Below are 17,353 nucleotides of genomic sequence, written 5' to 3' on the forward strand. Positions count from 1 at the left end.
TTCCCTTCGAACGCCGTGGCTGCAGTACAGTTATTCCGATGCCCACCGAACGTGCGGGAGATGTACGGCGAGATACTCGTTCCGACCGATGGCAGTCCCGAAATCGAAGACGCCATCGCGGAGGCGCTCGACCTCGCGGCGTTCACGGGCGGGCGGATACACGCGGTGTCCGTCGTCGATACGCGCGAGTACAGCACCTTGTCGGATGCCAAGTGGCTCACCATCGAACGCGACCGAACCGAACGAGGCGAGAGCGCGATTGCGGACGTTCGAAAGCGGGCGGACGAACGGGGCGTTCCGGTCGAAACCGAACTCCTGCGAGGGATTCCTCACGAAGAAATCCTCGACTACGCAGACGAGAACGGCATCGAAGTCGTGGTGATGGGAACGCACGGCCGAAGCGGGGTCGAACACTTCCTGAACGGGAGCGTCACCGAGAAGGTCATCCGCAATTCGACCCTGCCGATACTGGTCGTTCGCGTGACGGCGTGAGCGGCAATCGGCGGGGAATCAGCAACCGGCGGGAGACTGGCGACAAGTGGAGACGAAGGGTCCGCACTCAACTAGCCGAGAAGTTGGACGACGCCCCACGCCACCCCGATGGCGATTCCGGCACCGGCGAGGTTGCCGAAGGCGTTGACGGTCGCGCGCAACCGTTCGCCGGTCTCCCACAACCGGAAGGTCTCGAAGGAGAACGACGAGAAGGTCGTAAACGACCCGCACGCGCCGGTCCCGAGCAGCAGCGCCAGTTGGTTGTCGATGGAGAGGAACGTGAGAAGTCCGAGGACGAAACTCCCCGCGACGTTCACCGTGAACGTCCCGATTGGGAATTCGTCGGCATCGACCCGTTCGCTGACGAAATGGCGACAGAGCGCCCCGATTGCGCCACCGGTCCCGACGATGTGCGCGGGGTCGAGCGAGGTCATTCGCTCACACCCCCGTTGACGAAGCGGGCGAGCGAGCGGCCGAGCATGACGCCCAGAAACCCGAGGCCGTAGTTGGCCACGACGTTTCCGACCATCCACAGCGGCGACGCCGCCTGCGTCGTCTGAACGGCGAACGTGCTGTACGTCGTAAACGAGGAGAGGAATCCCGTGCCGACGACGAAGTGCGTTTGGTCGGCGAGGTAGCCCATGTAGATGGCTTCGTACAGGATGAAGCCGAGCGCGAAACAACCCGCGACGTTGGCGATGAGCGTCCCCGTCAACCCGGGTTCGACGAGGCTGACGAAGTACCGGAGGTTCGACCCCGCGAATCCGCCGACGCCGATCAGCAGCAGGACTTCTATCGTGTGGAGTGGATGTTTGCTTCCCATATCTGTCGCTCTCGAAAAGGAGTCATCAGCCGACGCGTTCGGCGGTTGGGGAAGGCGGACTCCATCGCCCAGTTAGTCCGGTACTCCTTATCGAACGCACTTAACGGACTCGAAACGACCCGGCAGTCACCGACTACTCGACGATTCTCGGTTGCTCGATGGGTATCGTCTGCCGGCGGTCACCCGTCTGCCAGTTCGCTCGCGCTCGGACTGCCGCCGCCGTGTTCGACGCGCCGCGTTCGAACCTGCACCGCGTGGACGCTTTCGGTCGCGTCGTCAACGACCAGCGCCGACCCGGGCGTCTCGGGCATTCGGTCGGCGAACGACCCGTGCATGTACGTCGGGCGAGCGCGGGCGAGGGCCTCGCGGTCGCCCCGCGAGGTCAGACGGTGGGAGACGAGCAGGTCGGACTGTGAAACCGCCACGTCGGGGAGACCGGCCGGGCGCTGTGTTGCGGCGACGAAACTGACGCCCGGCCGCCGTCCGCGCGTCACGATGGTTCGAAGCGCCGGTCCGGCGATTCCGTCGAAGAAGGCGTGCGCTTCGTCCACGACGAGCCACGGAAGCGTCGCCACGGATTCCGTGACCCGAGCGCGATACAGGTCTTCCGCAACCGCCCGAACGACGGCGTTCATCGGTGCGGCGTCGTAGCCCGAACAGTCCAGTATCGTCGCCGCGGACAGGCAGTCTGCGGCGGTGAGTCCGTCGGGGGAAAACACGTCCCACGAATCCGCGAGTACGAGGTGATTTCGGGCCGCCCGGCGGGTCGCCCGCGCGACATCGGCGTTCCAGACGTACTCGTCCATCGCCGCGAGCGTTTCCGTCTTCGCGGCCGCCTGCCACACCAGCGACCCGACGGCACTCTCGTGGTCGAGACCGAGGAGTTCGCACCACGCTCGCGGCGAAAGCGCGTTCGCGGAGACGCACGGCTCCTCGATAACCGAGAATCCCGGAACGTCCGCGAACGTCCGAAACGCGCCCATCGGGTCGGCGACGACGGGAGAAACGCCGTCCGCGCGTGCGAGTTCTTCGACCAGCACGCCGAGAGTGTAGGATTTCCCGTAGCCGCGTTTGCCGACCACCAACGCGGCGTGCGGGCCGTCCAAATCGATTCGAACAGGTGCACCCGCGCTGCCGTCGCGTGCCCGGTAGGTTCCGAGTGCACCCGAAACGCCGCCGTCGCCCGTCCGACCCAGAACGTCCGTCATGTGGGGTGCTGGTCCCGACTTCCGATATAAACCCTCGGACGAAGGTTTATATTCGAAACCAGAACCACTCCGGGCCATGTCTGTGCGTCAACGGCTTCGGACGAGGCGAACCAACCGCAAACTGCAACTGTTCCGGTCGGACGACCGAGCCATCGAAGGACTGCCGATTCGGCTGGTCATCGCGCTCGTCGTGGGGGTCGCCAGTTTAAGTGTCATGATGAACATGCTGTCGGGACTCAACGGATTGGCGGTGAGCGAACTCGACGCGAAACCGACCCCGGAAGTAGTTCAACCGGGCCACCAGTCGGTCGATATCTCCGTCATCGATTCGGACGGTAAACCGGTGTCGGGGGCGACCGTCGTCGTGAAAGGGGACTCCGCCACGTTGGAACACATCCAGACGGCGACGACCGGAAAGAACGGAGGTGCGACGCTCTCACTCGACCCCGAACTGGGGCCGAATCAGGAGGACGGAACACTCGAAATAGACATCAAACCACCCGCTGGGAGCGAGTTTGCGGACAAGCGAGCGAACACGCAAATACTGGTCGTTGCCGACTAAGAATTAGCTGTATCCGTCCCAGTCGATCCACTCGTGTTCCCAGCCGTGGCGGGCTTGGGCGTTGCGGTCCGCGAACTCGCGGTCCTCCCGAGTAGTGCGGTTGCGCTCGATGGTGTCCGACTGCTCGCCATCGACGAGGAGCGGGGCGAACGCGACGGTGCCGAACTCACGTCCGATGTCGGGAGTTCCGTCCGAAGCGCGTTCGACGGCGGTCAACCGCTGTATCCCTCCGCCCAGCGGAATCACCAACCGGCCGTCCGCTGTCAGCTGTTCGACGAGGGTGCGCGGCGGTTCGATGGCCGCCGCCTCGACGAGGATGCGGTCGAACGGTGCGTACTCGGGCAGGCCATCGGCACCGTCGCGGCAGTCGACGAAGACGCCGCCGTAGCCCGACGAATCGAGGTTCTGCCGCGCCTCGTAGACCATGGTTCGCGTGATATCGACCGCGTGGACGTTCTGCTCGCCCACGATTTCGGCCAGCACCGCGGACGTGTATCCGACGCCCGCACCCACGACGAGGACGGAATCGTCCTCACGAACGTCGAGGGCTTCCATCAGTCGGGCGACGGTGCTCGGGGACAGTATTCGCGTCCCCCGGTGGTCGAACGACCGGTCGGAGTACGCGCCGTCGCTGGCTTCGAGGGGGACGAATTCGTGACGAGGGACCGTTCGGAGCGCGAGACCGACGTGCTCGCTCCGGACGAGCCCCTTCATCTCGTGTTCGAGGCTGGCGACCATATCGTCGCGCAGCACCGTCGGTTCCATGAATCCGGTTTGGGGTCCGACGTTCTTCAATGGCGCGGCCTGTAGCCGACGATGGCTTGCTGGTTCGTTCCCGGAACGTCCCGAATCTCGAAGTCATCGAACCCGGCGTCATCGAACCAGCCTTCGAACTGGTCTTCGGTGTACGTATCGCCGTTCTCCGTCTGTGCGAGCATGTGTGCGCCGAACAGCGCCGCGTCGTCGGCCCACCCTCGAACCTTGTCGATGAAGACGGCGACGCCGCCGGGTTCGAGGGCGTCGTAGACGTTCTTCGAGAGCGCGCGGTTTTCGGCCGGACCGAGCGCGTGTGCGACCCGCGAGCAGAACGCGAGGTCGAACCCGGTCGGAAGGTCGTCGGTCGCGTCGCCGGGAACGAGTTCGATGGGTTCGTGTTCGAGGAACGTCCGGTCGACATCGATGACGTCGGACTGGTCGAACAACGTCACGTCGTAGCCGCGACGGGCGAATTCCTTCGAGAAACTACCGGGGCCGCCGCCGATATCGAGGACGCGCTCCGCGTCGGGGTTCTCGTGAACCGCTTCCGTGACACACGTCCGAACCGTCCCGTCATCGATTGTCGCCATCGCGCCCATGAAGTTCGCCGTCCACTCGTCGGCTGGCTCGGGCGGACGTCCGGTTCGCATCGTCTCGGGAAGCGCGAACCAGCGGTCGAGACAGTCCATCTGGTGTGGCACCGTCCCGATGGAACGCACGTCCGTTTTGGCGAACAACCCGAGCGCCCGGTTGGTCGCCTCGTATTCGCCGTCGACGCGTTCGAGAAAACCCAATTCGGTCATCGCGGAGAGCGTGATTCGGGCGGCGCGCTCGGTAACGTCTGTTTCGGCGGCGACTTCTGCGGGCGTTCCGGCGCGGAACATGACGGCATCGATGATGCCGGTCTCGCGGGCAGCCCACAGTAAACAGAGTTCGCGGTAGTCCATGTCCGAACGACGATTGCGAGGCGAAAAAAGCTAGGTGCTGGCGCGGTCGATTACCACGCGGACCACGCGGTCGAACCCTCGTCCTCGGCGTAAATCCGTTTCACGTCCTTGGCGAGCACGGCGTCGCCGTCGAAGTCGAGACGGTCGTGGTCGTAGCCGGAGGCGTCGTCCGTGACGAGGATTCCGTCGATGGTGAACTCCTCGTCCGCCAGTTCCTCGGTTTCGCCGACGACGAACTCGTAGTCCCCGGGGATGCTCACCTTGACGCTCCGGGAGTTGTCCCGGCGGCCGTCGTTGGGGTGAATCGTGACGTTGACGCTCACGTTGTCCACGGCGCGCGTCCAGATGGTTTCGACGTCGGGTGCGAGCGATTCCTCGACGCGGCGATTTTGGTCCTGTTCGAGGCTGGTAATCCTGACGACGAAGATGGCCTCGTCGGTTTCGAGGACGAACTCCTCGCCGACGGCGAGGTTCTCCTCGACCGGAACGTCGGCCTTCGCGGTGAACGACTCGCCTTCCTGCGAGACGACGACGTCTATTTCCTCGGTTGTCTCCTCCTCGATTTTCGTCTTGTGAACGTGGTCGCACTCTGTGCATCGTACCGTCGCCTGTCCACCCGGTTTGAGGACCTCGTGAACCGTCTCCAAATCGGGGGAACAGGATGGGCAGACGACTGCCACACGTTCCGCTGTATCGCTCATGGAGCGGTGTAGGGACTCGGCGCGTAAAAGTGCGTGGAGTTGGGCGAAGGGGGGTGTTCGATTGCCGTCGTCAATTTCGGTTCTCGCTGGAGAACGCTTTCTCGTAGACGACATTTTCACCGTCGATGATTCCCGCGGCGTCCTTGACGTGCGCAACGACGACCCGTGACGGGAGGTCCGATTCGAAGTTCACGCTGACCGTGTACGGGACAATCCCCAATTCGAGCGTGCAGACTCCGTGGGAGATATAATCGTCGAAGACGGCCACCGTGAGCGTATCCGATCGTTCGTCGTACCGGAGTGATTTGAGCTCCGTCTCCTTGCACGACCGTCCACCGCTTTTAACCTGTCCAAGCACGCGAACTCGGTTTTCGGTCGAATCGAATTCGACCGTGGCGTAATTACCGAACTGCTTTCCAGGGTCGTAGTTTTCGTCGTCGAATCCCTTCGTCACGTCTACCAGTTCGAATTCGTGTTCAGTTATCGGGGGACCAGTTCGGATGGAAAAGTCCTTGTCGCGGCGATAATCGAGTTGCTGTGCGACGACGACGCCACCGCCGACGAGCGGAAGGGAGATTCCAGCGAGGAGCGTGCGACGGTTCATACCATCCACTACCCCCCATGAAGTAACAATTTTGTGGTGAGTGAGACGAGCGCCGTCCGGTTGGAACATCCGCGTACCGAACTCGGTCGAACTCACCCGTCGAAATACAACCCGTAGTGGTTCGCACACCCCGGATTGAACGCCGCACCGCAGTCCGGACAGCGCGAACCGCAGTCGAGGTACGCGGTAATCGTCATTTCCGCGCCGCAAACGCCGCACAGCACCGCCTCCGTGTCTCGTTCGTCTTCGGGCCACGGTTCCCGCGGATGGTCGGCAACCGCGTCGTGACACCGAAAGCAGGGATAGTATTCCTCACAACACGCGAACCGAATGGCGATTACGTCCCGCTCGGTGTCGTAGTGCGCACAACGGGTCTCGGCGTCCACATCGACGCCGTGGATTGCGGTTCCGTGGATGATTCGCATCGCTCGACCGTTTTAGGGCTGTGGCAGTTCGACCTCTTCGCCATCAGCGTACACCGTCGGTTCCCGAATGATGCCGTCCAAGTGAAGCGGGGCGTCCGTGTCGCCGCCGATTCCCGCGTCGTCGCCGATGGCGATGTGGACCGTGCCGCCAGCCTTCTCGTCCAGTAGGACGGAGCCGACGAGTTCGGACACCGCAACGTTGGTTCCGATGCCGAGTTCGGCGAGGTTGTAGGCGTCTTGGCCGACTTCCTCTGATGCAGTTTCGACCTGAGCGCGAATCTCGTCGTCGCTGATACTCGTGACGTAGCCGTCCTCGACTTCGAATTCGAGGGTTTGTCCCTCTTCGAGGAGGCCGTGCGGGCGCATGGTTCCGTCCACGACGTAGCGGCCGTTGACGTTCTCGGGGCTGACGAACACCTCGCCCGCGGGGAGGTTGGTGAAGTCGCCGGGGTCGTGACAGAGGCCGGTGTCGTCGTACCACTCGCGGTCGCCGGGTTCGAAGGTGATGTCGGTTCCGGCCTCGGTCGTGACGCGGATTTCCTCGGCACCTTCGACTTGCGCGAGCACGTCCGTGCAGTGCTGGTCGATGGTCTCGTAGTCGGCCGCGAGTCCGGTGATCATCACTTCCTTCGTGATGCCGGGGAGGGTGGCGATTCGCGCGCCTTCCTCGTTCGCGTCTCCTCGGGCGCGCGTGTGGCTGAGGCTTTTCGTGGTCGGCGCGAGAACGACGTCGGCGGCGGCCATCGCGGCGGCGACGGAGGCGGGCGGCTCCTCACCGTGCTGAGTTCCGACGGGATAGCGCGTAATCGTCACGTCGTCGGTAATCTCGCTCGCGGTATCGTACAGCGCCTTGCCGATGTCCCAGCGCTTGTCGTCGGTGATTATCGCACACGATTCGTCCGCTTCGAGTGCCATACACTGCTCGACGGCGGTTCTCGCGGCGTCGTCCAGACTCATACCTAATATGCCGACTCCAGAAATAGTAGGTTTTCCTTTTCTATCCTACTAAGCAACTCTCGGAATACCTATTTCGAAATACTTTATTTTCAATATTTGGGAAGAGGATTTGATTCACATATAATTATCAACCCAATTCTGAATCTGATTTTGAGTGCAGTTGGAAACGAAGTTCGCCTGCTTCGAAGCGTTGCTGTCTACGTTCCCACAACTTGCGCCGCTTTTTAACCCACCTCCTCTTGTCGCAAGCGAATACTGTGGTAACCCGTTGATCGTTCTCGTTCCTGCAGAGTCCGAGTACACATTAAAGAGAAGACCTGCTGCCCGGAACCCAGTTCCCTTAGCGAATGTGTCTGCGAAGAACCCACCAGAGTCATACTCCCAAGTGGCATTTTCGAAAAATGCCATATCAACTATCGCTGTCTTTTGCTCGCTTCCGGCGGCGCCTCCAATCTTGCCATAGCAGGCACTAGCATCCCCGAGGTTTATATCTTTTCCTGAGTTATAGTCTAGAAGTAATATGCCGTCCGCGTCATCATAAGTTTTTTTCCAGTACGACGAGTTTCGTAGATACTCGTCGTACTGGTTAGCACGAGTCGATAGGTAATTAGAACTTACATTAGTTGCCTTTACACCGCCGTGGTCACCCCATTTAAAATTAACATCGTACCGACCATCGTCAGGTGCGACCCCATCACTCCAAATCTGTTGGATACTCGCTCCCATATAAGTATTAACTCCGCTAGCACTTCGATCACGGAGGTCATTATTATCACCATTCCAATCTCGAACAAAAGGTACAGTATTTAATACTAAAATGCTTAAATTAGTACTAGATGCCCTAACTCCTTGGGACGATAGGACTGAAATACCACTGATTCCTGCGCTGGCTCCGACCGATTTGATTATGCTCCGTCTACTTACTGTCTTTTGGTGCTTTTTTTCCACCATTGACTTATTGATATTCTATACTAATATAAATCTTTTCATAGTTTATTTCTAATACTTGTTTCAACTGTTTAAATAACTGTTGTTCGATTGTAACACCCCCCAAATTACTCATTTTCGAGTTATTTCCTTCTCAGGTTGGCTCGAAACCGTTTTAGTCGCGGGGGTTGGAGCGGCAGATGTACATGCTACAGGTCGGCATTAACGGGTACGGGACTATCGGGAAGCGAGTCGCTGACGCCGTTCGGGCGCAACCGGACATGGAAGTCGTCGGTGTCGCAAAAACCCGGCCCAATTTCGAGGCCGAGGGAGCCGTCGAGAACGGCTACCCACTCTACGCCGCTATCGAGGAACGGGCGGACCGGTTCGACGACGCGGGAATCGAACTGGCGGGAATGGTCGAGGAACTGGTCGAGGCGGCCGACGTCATCGTCGACGCCTGTCCGTCCGGCATCGGCGCGGACAACAAATCGCTGTACGACGAGTACGACACGCCCGCGCTCTATCAGGGCGGTGAGGACGCGAGCGTCGCGGACACGAGTTTCAACGCGCGTGCCAACTACGACGAGGCGGTCGGCGCACAGCACGTCCGCGTCGTGTCGTGTAACACGACCGGGCTCTCGCGGCTCGTCGCCCCCCTCCGCGAGGAGTACGGCGTCGAGAAGGTTCGCGCGACGCTCGTCCGCCGTGGCGGCGACCCGGCCCAGACCGGCCGCGGTCCCATCAACGACATCGTTCCGAACCCGGTGTCGCTGCCGTCGCACCACGGCCCGGACGTGAAGACCATCTTCCCGGACCTCGCCATCGACACGCTCGGACTGAAGGTTCCGGCGACGCTGATGCACATGCACAGCATCAACGTCTCGCTCGAAGCCGAACCGGACGCCGAGGAGGTGCGCGAACTGCTCGAACGCCAGTCCCGCATCTTCGTGATTCCCGAGCACATGGACATCGACGGCGCGGGCAAGCTCAAGGAGTTCGCCATGGACAGGGGTCGGCCCCGCGGCGACTTCTGGGAGAACTGCGTCTGGGGCGAATCCGTCTCGATGGAAGGAAACGACCTCTATCTGTTCCAAGCCATCCACCAAGAGAGCGACGTGGTTCCCGAGAACGTGGACGCCATCCGTGCGGTAACGAACGCCGCCGACGCCGAGGAGAGCATCGAAACGACGAACGACGCGCTCGGAATCGGCTTCTAACCAACCGCTTCTGACCGTCGATTCGACGGTTCGTTTTTCGTGGGGCGACGGGACGGTATTCGTTCATACGCCCGAGTAACGCCGACAACTCGTGGAGGGGTCCTGTTATTCACCGCGGGGAATTGTGGCAGATGTTAACATGGAACTTTTGAATTGTGAATTATCATCAATCAGCGCCGGATTCCGCCATTCGAAACACGGGACGAAACGTTTACCGACACGTATCCGCGACCGCGGCAGACGTCCTACGCCCCCGATTTTCCACGTTACCGACGTTTAGGTGCGAGTTCCGTCGTTCACAAACGGCGCAAACGGACTCAACGATGCTACCCGTTCATTTACGACACCCCCGATGAGACGCGGTGGGTGGGGCGGACAGCACCGCGGACAGGTGGTGTCCAGTAACGGACTCTCCCGCCCGGAGAGAAAAACAATGAGAAAAGCACTCAAGATCCTGCTCACGATGACCATCGTGGGAAGTTTGTTCGCAGTCGGATTCGCGGGTAACGCGGCGGCATTCGCCGACGACAACCAAGTACAAGTGAACGGCCAGTACGCGAGTTCGGACGTCAGCCAGAGTCAGTATGTCGCGCAGGGTAACGCCAACCACCAAGAGGACAATTACGCGGTCTCGGCCGCTGGCAGCATCGGTGGCGATGCGGAATCCGACGATGCAACGGCCATCCAAGCGAGCTACCAGAGTAACAAGAACGCGCAGGTCGCCTGGTCCAACGCCCAGAACTTCAACTGGCAGAACCAGGACGACTGATCGACACGTCCGCGGATAGCGGCATTTTTTCAGACGGGAGGCGAGTCAGCGTTCCGAAAGGTCGGACGTGAGTCCGATTCGTCGCAACGGAATCGGAACGGTTGACGCCTGTCCAAAACCTTTTGCCCGGGAAGGGCTTAGCCTCAGGTATGCGACGAGACGACCGCGACGACCCCTTCGACGATCTCTTTCGAGAGATAGAGCGCATGATGAACGATATGATGGGCGGCAACGTCGATATGCAGGTCGATACCGGCACGACCGGATTCGGTGCCGACACGCACGTCGACATCCACGAAGACGACGAACTGATCCGCGTCATCGCCGACCTCCCCGGCGTCGAGAAGAACGACATCGACCTCAAATGCGACGGCGAAGCGATGACCATCAGCGCCGCCAGCGACCACCGCGAGTACGACGAGCGCATCGCGCTCCCGGCGCGCGTGGACGAGAGTTCCGCGAAAGCGACCTACAACAACGGTGTCCTCGAAGTCACGTTCGAGAAGACCGACGAATCAGCGAACATCAGCGTCGAGTAGTCCGAACGAGTTCGGCGAGGCGGTCGTAGAATCCATTTTCGTACTTCGTTTTCACGTCTATCGTCGGCCGCGCGTTCGTCTCGTTGACGACTACCCGGTCGCCGACGGCGAGCAGGTCGATGCCACAGAACGGAATCCCGAGCGCCTCCGCCGTCCGTTCCGCGATATTCCGGTGCTCCTCGGATAAACGGACGCCGCGCGCCTCGGCACCGCGATGGACGTTGTGTTTCCAGCGTCCGGCGGTCAGCGCGTCCTCGGGCAGTTGCCGCTCGACCGCACCGACGTACTCGCCGTCGACGACCATCGCGCGGTAATCGACCGCCTCCGGGAGGTACTCCTGCACGAGAAACGATTTGTCCCCCGTCGCGCGGTAGTCGTGGACGAGGTTCAGGTAGTCCACCACGCCGAGGAAGGAGTCCACGTCGTCCACTTTTGCGATTCCGGTCCCCCGCGTCGTGGAGTTAGGTTTGACCACGACCGGCGGGTCGAACGCCTCGAACGCGTCCACGAGGTCCGCCTCCTCGACGGGGTTCGAGACGACGACGGTTTTCGGGACCGGAATCCCCGCTCGCCCGAGTCGGGCGATGACGCCGCCCTTGTTCCGCGAGGTGAGGACGGCCTCGCGGTCGTTCACCCACGGAATGTCCAACAGCCCATCGACCACGCCGCCCTCCATCATTCGTGACGGGTAGACGAAGCCCGCGTCGAACTCGTCGGGACCCCACGGCGGGTCGGCGAGGTCGAACGTCCGCGACTCGCTCGGAACGTGGCGGACCCTGATTCCGCGCTCTGCGAGCGGGTCGCGGAGTCGCTCGAACGTCTCCTTTCGATAGGCGACCGCCAAATTCAGCATTGGCTATGGGTTGGCGTCGGCCGATAAAAAGTTCGCCCGTCTCGTTCGTGTGTCTGTCCTGTCCGTCCCGTCCATCCCATACATCTACTCCGTTCGCCCGTCCATCTCGTCCCGCTCCGCCGTCCTCACTCGACAACTTCGAAGCGATGTCGGTACACCGTCGCGCTGTCGTCCCATTCGAAGTCGTCGTGGGCGTGATTCAGGCGCTCGCGGTAGGCGTCCAAGTCCTCCGAGCCTTCGGCTTGTGCGTCCTCGTCGGTTAAATCTCCGAGTTTCCGCTCGGTCACGTCGACGACCTCGAACGTCTCGCCGTCGATGTCGAAGGTGTCGCCTTCCTCGGCGTACGGGTTGCCACGGTGGAGTTGCGAGATTCGACCCGCCGTGACCGCTTGTTGGATGTGCGGTGCCGGGAGTAGCGTGTCGGCGTCGATTCGAGCCATACGGCTTCGTTCGAGTTGCAGCGAAAAAACGACTAGCCTTTCAGCACGCCGCCGATGGCACCGCCGATGGCGCTGTCGAGCGCCAGCAGGAACGCGACGAAGACGGCGGCGAGGAAGAGACCGATACCGCCGAACAACGACCCGACTGGGCCGCCCGCGAGGCCGCCGATGATGGTTCCACCCAGTCCGAGGAACAGGGCGACGATGACGCCGCCGATGGACCCGGCGAGCAGGCCGTGCCAGAAGCCGCTTCCCAGTCCGCCGCCGGCGACGTAGCCAGCGGCGAAGCCACCGGCGAGTCCCGCCGCGACGTGCCCGATTCCGGGGAGGGCGAACGCGACGATGCCCGCGAGGACGGAGACGACGAAGCCGACGAAGACCGCGTACCAGTTGGTCATGGGTACATACGTTGGAAGGCGGAAAACAAAAGTCTCTCGCCAAAATCGGCTCGCACGACGGTATGAACGCCCTTTTAAGGGGCGAGAGCATACGAATGCCCATGATTTTCGAGACCCTACCGACGACGCCCACGTCGGAGGAACTCATCGACAAGGCGTTCTCGCGGGCGACACGAGCAGGCCGGGCCAAGAGCGGCATTCAGGCCCAACAGTCCATGCTCCAAACCGCCTCGAACATCCTATCGGACAATCTGCAGAATATCGTCACCGCGTGGCCGGACTTCGAGGAAGTGGACCCGTTCTACTACGAACTGGCCGACGCCGTCGTGAACGTTGACGAGATTCGAAAGAGTCTGTCGGAAATCCAATGGGCCTCCCGCAAGACGAAGGACATCGGCCGCGAGTACCAAGGGAAACTCCGCGGCGACATCAACTACGCCCGCAAGGTGCGAAAGCAGGGGTTCGCTCGCCTCGCGTCCATCGTGGAGGAAGTCGAGGACGACCTCGACCGAATCAACGCGGCGCGAAACGACCTCCGTGACCTCCCGGACATCGACACGGCCGACCCGACCGTGGTCGTCGCCGGTTATCCCAACGTCGGAAAGTCGTCGTTCGTCAACACGATAACCAACGCGCGCAACGAAATCGCGGAGTACCCGTTCACGACGAAGGGGATTCACGTCGGTCACTTCGAGCGCGACCACATTCGCTACCAAATCGTGGACACGCCGGGACTGCTCGACCGACCCGCGGACGAGCGAAACGCCATCGAATCGCAGGCTGTGTCGGCGCTCACGCACCTCGCCGACTGCATCCTGTTCTTCGTGGACCCGAGCGCCTACTGTGGCTACCCGCTCGACGCCCAACTCGAACTCCGCGATTCGGTCGAAGAGCAGTTCGGCGACGTGCCCGTCCTCACCGTCTGCAACAAGTCCGACCTCTCGACCGACGTGGAGGCCGACCTGTACATGAGCATCGAGGAGGACGAGAACGTGACGGGAACGCTCGACGCGGCCGTCGAAGCCATCGGCTACGAACCCGAACTTCCGTTCGACGGATAAGACCGGTCGGCGAGTTCGGACGTTCAGGCCGACACGTCGTCCGTTTCGACGTACCGAATCTGAACCCCGACCGTGCGACCCGTCCGAGTGGCGATTCGGTCGTGGATTCGTTCGGCGAGATCCGGGTACTGCTCGCCCCGCGGACGACCGACGGTGACCACGACGCGATGTGGTTCGCGGAACGGGAGGTTTCGCGTGTAGGTAGTCTTGCCGAGCGGGAACGTCTGTCGGTACTGGACCTGCATCTGAAGCCGTTCCGCCTGCTGATACCGCGGCTGCTCGAAGACGTTCGTCACCGCCCTGTCTGCTCCCTGCTCGAACTGCGCGCCTTGATACGAGAAGTAGGTAACGCCGCCGAGAAAGACCGAGAGAACGGCGAGGGCGACGACGAGGGCCCCGATTCGTTTGATGGCCTCCTCTCGGGAGCGCTCCAGTTTGAACCAGTTCTTCGGCCGATACCCCATGTACTGGAGCGTCACTATGGCCGAGAGGTTGATGGAGAGGACGTTGACGAGGACGAGAACCCCAGCACTCAACGCGACCACCGGACTCCCCCACGCGATGCCGATACCGACGGCGGCGGCGGGCGGGATGAGGGCCGCGGCGATCATGACCCCGACGAGGGCGACCGATACGCCCGCGGCCAGACTGATAACGCCCGCCGAACCCGCACCGAGCGCGACGATGAGCGAGAGGAAATCCGGAGTCAGCCGCCCGCTTATCTGTGATATTGCCGTGATATCCGTGTTCGGTGGAAAGAGGTAGAGAACTCTGACGAAGAATGCGAACAACGTCGCGCTGGCGATGGCCACGGTGACGCCGAGCAGTTGCAGTTTGACGCCGCGGGTGAACAGGGCGCTTTCGTCCAAAACGGTGCCAACGCCTGCCGATAACGCCGGACCGACCAGCGGCGCGATGACCATCGACCCCACGACGACCGCCGGAGAGTCGAGCAACAGCCCCGCCGTGGCGACGACCGCACTCACGACGGTCATGAAGACGAACGTCCGCAACCGCGGGGACAGTTCCCGCGCCGCGGTTAGGATTTCGTCGCGCGCGATGCGGTCCGCGCCGTTTTCCGCCTCGTAGCGTTTCGCCAGTTGCTCGAACTGTCGGGACGTATCCGTCTCGGCGTCGATGATGACCGTGTGAGCCTCGTCGCTCAGTCCCGCATCGTGAAGCTTGTCGATAACCGGCTGCACGGCGTTCTGCGGGAGCGGAAACGTCGCAATCGCGGTATAACGGCGACCACCCGTTTCGTCGGTCAGAAAGAAATCAATTCCCTCGGAGTCGAGCGTCTCGACGACCGTTTCTCGCTCGCCCGTCGGGATGGATACCTGTACGAGTCGCACAGTCACCGATGGGGTTTGCAGATTGATATAATCGCGGGCCGATAGTCGGTTAGTTCATGTCAATATGTCAGTCAATTTCTCTCGATACCGCGGCGAGGCGCTTCGTCGATGCTGACGTAACGGATTTGAACGGAGACGTCTCGGCCCGTCCGTCGGTAGAGACGGGCGCGAAGCCGTTCCGCCAGTCCAGGATACCGTTCGTTCGTCGGTTTACCGACGGTAACGATGACCTCCCGTGGCCGATGAAACGGGACGGCGGGGTCGCGGTACTTCCGAGGAAGCGGAACGGACGGCCCGTACCGGACATCGACTTCGAGCCGTTCTCCCCCGGAGTATTGCGGCAGTTCGAGCAAGGCGTCGGTCGTCGTCCGAACGCTCCGTTCGAACTGCGCGTCCTGAATCGACGAGTACGTCACCCCGCCGAGGAAGGCCGACAGGAGGACGATAACGAGGATGAGGAGAGATACCCGTTTGGCCGTCTCCCAGTTGGAACGTTGGAGTTTCAGCCACTCTTTCGGCCGATAGCCCATGTAACGGAGCGTGAGGAGGGCGGAGAGATTGATGGCCAACAGGTTGACCAACACGAGGATGCCCGCGCTGACGGTCACGACCGGTTCGCCCCACGCGATGCCGATGCCGACCGTGGCGGCGGGCGGGATGAGCGCAACGGCTATCATGACACCGACGAGAGCGGTCGAGGCACCGGCCGACAGACTCACGATACCGGCGATTCCCGCGCCGAGCGCGATGATGAGCGACAGGAAATCGGGGGAGATTCGGATGGCGACCTCCGGAATTCGCGTCACATCCGTCCCCGGCGGAAACAGCGGGATAAACCGAACGAGCGTGGCGAATGCGGCGGCGCTCGCTACCGCGAGAACGACGCCGAGGACCTGTAACCGCACGCCGCGTCGAAACAGGTCTCGGTCGTCGAGGACCGTTCCGATACTGGCGGACAGCGCCGGGCCGACCAGCGGCGCGATGACCATCGACCCCACGACGACCGCCGGAGAGTCGAGCAACAACCCCGCCGTGGCGACGACCGCGCTCACGATCGTCATCGTGACGAACGTTCGGAGGCTCGGCGAGAGTTCGCGGGCGTGGATGCGAATCTCCTCGCGGGCGATGCGAATCCGACGACCGCGTTTCGCGGTGTAGCGCTCGACGAGTCGCTCGAAACGCGTCGAGACGTCCACCTCGGCGTCGATGATGATGACGTGGGCTTCCTCGCTGAGTCCGACATCGCGGAGTTCGTCGATGACGGGTTGCACCGCGTTTTGCGGCAGCGGAAACGTGATAATCGCGGCGTAGTCCTCTCTTCCCCCACGTCCGCTCGTCTCCTCGGTGATGTAGTAGTCGATATCCCTCGCTTCCAGCGTTTCGATGACCAGCTCCCGTTCCCCCAGCGGGATGGCGATTTCCACGAGACGCACATCTCGAACACGACACACGGAACAATAAGTCCCGCCGCGTGAGACGGCGGAATTCCGCCGCGGGAAACAGCGGAGTCTCGCCGCGGGAAACCACGGCCGTTAAGCGTCGAGAGGCGAACGGACGACTATGTTCGAAAATCGACCCGGCAGGGACGCCGAAGTCGTGTTCGTCGGGCGCTCGAACGTCGGCAAGTCCACGCTGATGCGCGAGTTGACGGGTCACAGTTTCGAGACTGGCGGCAAGCCCGGCGTCACGCGCCAACCCAATCACTTCGACTGGGCCAGCGAGGATTTCATGCTCACCGACCTGCCCGGATTCGGGTTCATGTCCGGCGTCGAGGAGGACCGGCGCGAGCGGATAAAGACCGACATCGTGGAGTACATCGAGGAGAACGCCGAGAAGGTGTTGGTCGGCGTCCTCGTCGTGGACGGCAAGAGCGTCATCGACATCATCGACCGCCACTCCGGAGAGGACGAAATCCCGCACGACGTGGAGATGTTCTACTTCCTCCGCGAGGTTGGAATCCCCGTCGTCGTCGCCGTGAACAAGATGGACAAGGTGGACGACGAGGACGAGCGACTGAACGACCTCTGTGACCGCCTCGGCCTTCACCCGCCGTGGAAGCAGTGGCAGGACACCATCGCACCCATCAGCGCCAAGCGCGGAAACATCGACGCGCTGAACGAGGCCGTGAAGACCCACTTGCACGAACAGAAGCGCGACGACCTGTTCAAGTTCTTCTCCTAGGCGGGTTTTCGGCGACCGGTTGCGTAGCGATTCGTCGGGCACTGACCGGTTTGGTCCCGGTATCATATATAAAGGTTTGGAGGAGAATCGGGGTGCGTTGACGGGGGACGTTCTCGAGAAACACCGCCACGCTCGCTA

At 61.8% G+C, this 17,353-nt stretch carries 22 protein-coding genes and 1 riboswitch; of the genes, 7 read left to right on the plus strand and 15 right to left on the minus strand.

Annotated elements, in window-relative coordinates; all coding sequences use genetic code 11:
* The first annotated feature begins 60 nt into the window (after positions 1-60).
* A complete protein-coding gene (locus tag OPC11_RS10555; protein ID WP_264781841.1) occupies positions 61-492 on the plus strand; it encodes a universal stress protein in 432 nt (143 codons plus the stop codon).
* A 71-nt stretch (positions 493-563) separates the two neighbouring features.
* Here the strand turns inward: OPC11_RS10555 and crcB are convergent, their stop codons facing one another.
* The 3 genes from crcB to OPC11_RS10570 form a co-directional block, all read right to left on the minus strand.
* Positions 564-926 (minus strand): fluoride efflux transporter CrcB, encoded by a 363-nt coding sequence (gene crcB, locus OPC11_RS10560; protein WP_264781842.1) that lies wholly within the window; start codon positions 924-926, stop codon positions 564-566.
* Positions 923-1,315 (minus strand): CrcB family protein, encoded by a 393-nt coding sequence (locus OPC11_RS10565; protein ID WP_007979696.1) that lies wholly within the window; start codon positions 1,313-1,315, stop codon positions 923-925. Before OPC11_RS10565 ends, crcB begins: the two co-directional genes overlap by 4 nt.
* A 9-nt stretch (positions 1,316-1,324) precedes the next feature.
* Positions 1,325-1,393: riboswitch (Fluoride riboswitch) on the minus strand.
* Between the two features lie 101 nt (positions 1,394-1,494).
* The gene (locus OPC11_RS10570; protein ID WP_264781843.1) at positions 1,495-2,523 is read right to left on the minus strand and encodes a DUF87 domain-containing protein; all 1,029 of its coding nucleotides are present in this window, start codon (positions 2,521-2,523) and stop codon (positions 1,495-1,497) included.
* A 76-nt stretch (positions 2,524-2,599) separates the two neighbouring features.
* On the opposite strand from OPC11_RS10570, the gene OPC11_RS10575 reads away from it, so the two are divergent.
* Positions 2,600-3,085 (plus strand): Ig-like domain-containing protein, encoded by a 486-nt coding sequence (locus tag OPC11_RS10575; protein ID WP_007979700.1) that lies wholly within the window; start codon positions 2,600-2,602, stop codon positions 3,083-3,085.
* 3 nt (positions 3,086-3,088) lie between these two features.
* Here the strand turns inward: OPC11_RS10575 and OPC11_RS10580 are convergent, their stop codons facing one another.
* The 7 genes from OPC11_RS10580 to OPC11_RS10610 all read right to left on the minus strand — a co-directional run bounded on the left by OPC11_RS10580 (position 3,089) and on the right by OPC11_RS10610 (position 8,201).
* Entirely contained in the window at positions 3,089-3,850 is a 762-nt protein-coding gene (locus OPC11_RS10580; RefSeq protein ID WP_264781844.1) for a protein-L-isoaspartate O-methyltransferase, read from the minus strand.
* A 26-nt stretch (positions 3,851-3,876) separates the two neighbouring features.
* Positions 3,877-4,788 (minus strand): class I SAM-dependent methyltransferase, encoded by a 912-nt coding sequence (locus OPC11_RS10585; RefSeq protein WP_264781845.1) that lies wholly within the window; start codon positions 4,786-4,788, stop codon positions 3,877-3,879.
* 50 nt (positions 4,789-4,838) lie between these two features.
* On the minus strand, positions 4,839-5,489 hold the full coding sequence (locus tag OPC11_RS10590) for an HVO_0476 family zinc finger protein (protein WP_026177842.1): 651 nt from the start codon (positions 5,487-5,489) through the stop codon (positions 4,839-4,841).
* 70 nt (positions 5,490-5,559) lie between these two features.
* Entirely contained in the window at positions 5,560-6,093 is a 534-nt protein-coding gene (locus tag OPC11_RS10595; protein ID WP_264781846.1) for a hypothetical protein, read from the minus strand.
* A gap of 92 nt (positions 6,094-6,185) precedes the next feature.
* A complete protein-coding gene (locus tag OPC11_RS10600; RefSeq protein ID WP_264781847.1) occupies positions 6,186-6,518 on the minus strand; it encodes a CHY zinc finger protein in 333 nt (110 codons plus the stop codon).
* A gap of 12 nt (positions 6,519-6,530) precedes the next feature.
* Positions 6,531-7,475 carry an aminopeptidase gene (locus tag OPC11_RS10605; RefSeq protein WP_007979712.1) on the minus strand — a complete coding sequence of 315 codons (945 nt, stop codon included), beginning with the start codon at positions 7,473-7,475 and terminating at the stop codon, positions 6,531-6,533.
* Positions 7,476-7,589: 114 nt separating this feature from the next.
* Positions 7,590-8,201, minus strand: coding sequence for a hypothetical protein (locus OPC11_RS10610; protein WP_264781848.1), 612 nt, complete (start codon positions 8,199-8,201; stop codon positions 7,590-7,592).
* Between the two features lie 407 nt (positions 8,202-8,608).
* On the opposite strand from OPC11_RS10610, the gene OPC11_RS10615 reads away from it, so the two are divergent.
* The 3 genes from OPC11_RS10615 (at position 8,609) to OPC11_RS10625 (ending at position 10,930) form a co-directional block, all read left to right on the plus strand.
* Positions 8,609-9,622, plus strand: a complete 1,014-nt coding sequence (locus OPC11_RS10615; protein ID WP_264782000.1) for a type II glyceraldehyde-3-phosphate dehydrogenase — start codon at positions 8,609-8,611, stop codon at positions 9,620-9,622.
* Between the two features lie 433 nt (positions 9,623-10,055).
* Positions 10,056-10,391, plus strand: coding sequence for a hypothetical protein (locus OPC11_RS10620; RefSeq protein WP_264781849.1), 336 nt, complete (start codon positions 10,056-10,058; stop codon positions 10,389-10,391).
* Between the two features lie 149 nt (positions 10,392-10,540).
* Positions 10,541-10,930 carry an Hsp20/alpha crystallin family protein gene (locus OPC11_RS10625; protein ID WP_069451903.1) on the plus strand — a complete coding sequence of 130 codons (390 nt, stop codon included), beginning with the start codon at positions 10,541-10,543 and terminating at the stop codon, positions 10,928-10,930.
* On the opposite strand, the gene OPC11_RS10630 is transcribed toward OPC11_RS10625, so the two are convergent.
* The 3 genes from OPC11_RS10630 to OPC11_RS10640 all read right to left on the minus strand — a co-directional run bounded on the left by OPC11_RS10630 (position 10,917) and on the right by OPC11_RS10640 (position 12,621).
* Complete coding sequence (locus OPC11_RS10630) at positions 10,917-11,783, minus strand: RimK family alpha-L-glutamate ligase (RefSeq protein ID WP_264781850.1); 867 nt, start codon at positions 11,781-11,783, stop codon at positions 10,917-10,919. The two genes, OPC11_RS10625 and OPC11_RS10630, sit on opposite strands and share 14 nt — an antisense overlap.
* A gap of 125 nt (positions 11,784-11,908) precedes the next feature.
* On the minus strand, positions 11,909-12,223 hold the full coding sequence (locus OPC11_RS10635) for a hypothetical protein (protein WP_069451905.1): 315 nt from the start codon (positions 12,221-12,223) through the stop codon (positions 11,909-11,911).
* A 32-nt stretch (positions 12,224-12,255) separates the two neighbouring features.
* A complete protein-coding gene (locus OPC11_RS10640) occupies positions 12,256-12,621 on the minus strand; it encodes a DUF5518 domain-containing protein (protein ID WP_264781851.1) in 366 nt (121 codons plus the stop codon).
* 101 nt (positions 12,622-12,722) lie between these two features.
* Between OPC11_RS10640 and OPC11_RS10645 the strand changes: the two genes are divergently transcribed.
* The gene (locus OPC11_RS10645) at positions 12,723-13,682 is read left to right on the plus strand and encodes an NOG1 family protein (RefSeq protein WP_264781852.1); all 960 of its coding nucleotides are present in this window, start codon (positions 12,723-12,725) and stop codon (positions 13,680-13,682) included.
* A gap of 23 nt (positions 13,683-13,705) precedes the next feature.
* Here OPC11_RS10645 and OPC11_RS10650 read toward each other — a convergent pair whose 3' ends face one another.
* On the minus strand, positions 13,706-15,034 hold the full coding sequence (locus OPC11_RS10650) for a TIGR00341 family protein (RefSeq protein ID WP_264781853.1): 1,329 nt from the start codon (positions 15,032-15,034) through the stop codon (positions 13,706-13,708).
* A 71-nt stretch (positions 15,035-15,105) separates the two neighbouring features.
* Complete coding sequence (locus OPC11_RS10655; protein ID WP_007979731.1) at positions 15,106-16,467, minus strand: TIGR00341 family protein; 1,362 nt, start codon at positions 16,465-16,467, stop codon at positions 15,106-15,108.
* Between the two features lie 127 nt (positions 16,468-16,594).
* Between OPC11_RS10655 and engB the strand changes: the two genes are divergently transcribed.
* Positions 16,595-17,215: a GTP-binding protein EngB gene (engB, locus tag OPC11_RS10660; RefSeq protein WP_264781854.1), complete on the plus strand. Its 621-nt coding sequence runs from the start codon at positions 16,595-16,597 to the stop codon at positions 17,213-17,215.
* The last annotated feature ends 138 nt before the right edge of the window (positions 17,216-17,353 follow it).

It is taken from the genome of Haladaptatus sp. T7, from assembly GCF_026008575.1.
GTDB classification, from domain to species: Archaea; Halobacteriota; Halobacteria; order Halobacteriales; family Haladaptataceae; genus Haladaptatus; species Haladaptatus paucihalophilus.

Coding starts and splice junctions, on each gene's coding strand:
- OPC11_RS10645 (WP_264781852.1), top strand. CDS start 12,723: ATGATTTTCGAGACCCTACCGACGACGCCCACGTCGGAGGAACTCATC.
- OPC11_RS10590 (WP_026177842.1), bottom strand. CDS start 5,489: ATGAGCGATACAGCGGAACGTGTGGCAGTCGTCTGCCCATCCTGTTCC.
- crcB (WP_264781842.1), bottom strand. CDS start 926: ATGACCTCGCTCGACCCCGCGCACATCGTCGGGACCGGTGGCGCAATC.
- OPC11_RS10620 (WP_264781849.1), top strand. CDS start 10,056: ATGAGAAAAGCACTCAAGATCCTGCTCACGATGACCATCGTGGGAAGT.
- OPC11_RS10565 (WP_007979696.1), bottom strand. CDS start 1,315: ATGGGAAGCAAACATCCACTCCACACGATAGAAGTCCTGCTGCTGATC.
- OPC11_RS10570 (WP_264781843.1), bottom strand. CDS start 2,523: ATGACGGACGTTCTGGGTCGGACGGGCGACGGCGGCGTTTCGGGTGCA.
- OPC11_RS10595 (WP_264781846.1), bottom strand. CDS start 6,093: ATGAACCGTCGCACGCTCCTCGCTGGAATCTCCCTTCCGCTCGTCGGC.
- OPC11_RS10610 (WP_264781848.1), bottom strand. CDS start 8,201: ATGGGAGCGAGTATCCAACAGATTTGGAGTGATGGGGTCGCACCTGAC.
- OPC11_RS10625 (WP_069451903.1), top strand. CDS start 10,541: ATGCGACGAGACGACCGCGACGACCCCTTCGACGATCTCTTTCGAGAG.
- engB (WP_264781854.1), top strand. CDS start 16,595: ATGTTCGAAAATCGACCCGGCAGGGACGCCGAAGTCGTGTTCGTCGGG.
- OPC11_RS10635 (WP_069451905.1), bottom strand. CDS start 12,223: ATGGCTCGAATCGACGCCGACACGCTACTCCCGGCACCGCACATCCAA.
- OPC11_RS10575 (WP_007979700.1), top strand. CDS start 2,600: ATGTCTGTGCGTCAACGGCTTCGGACGAGGCGAACCAACCGCAAACTG.
- OPC11_RS10585 (WP_264781845.1), bottom strand. CDS start 4,788: ATGGACTACCGCGAACTCTGTTTACTGTGGGCTGCCCGCGAGACCGGC.
- OPC11_RS10605 (WP_007979712.1), bottom strand. CDS start 7,475: ATGAGTCTGGACGACGCCGCGAGAACCGCCGTCGAGCAGTGTATGGCA.
- OPC11_RS10615 (WP_264782000.1), top strand. CDS start 8,609: ATGCTACAGGTCGGCATTAACGGGTACGGGACTATCGGGAAGCGAGTC.
- OPC11_RS10630 (WP_264781850.1), bottom strand. CDS start 11,783: ATGCTGAATTTGGCGGTCGCCTATCGAAAGGAGACGTTCGAGCGACTC.
- OPC11_RS10600 (WP_264781847.1), bottom strand. CDS start 6,518: ATGCGAATCATCCACGGAACCGCAATCCACGGCGTCGATGTGGACGCC.
- OPC11_RS10640 (WP_264781851.1), bottom strand. CDS start 12,621: ATGACCAACTGGTACGCGGTCTTCGTCGGCTTCGTCGTCTCCGTCCTC.
- OPC11_RS10555 (WP_264781841.1), top strand. CDS start 61: ATGTACGGCGAGATACTCGTTCCGACCGATGGCAGTCCCGAAATCGAA.
- OPC11_RS10580 (WP_264781844.1), bottom strand. CDS start 3,850: ATGGAACCGACGGTGCTGCGCGACGATATGGTCGCCAGCCTCGAACAC.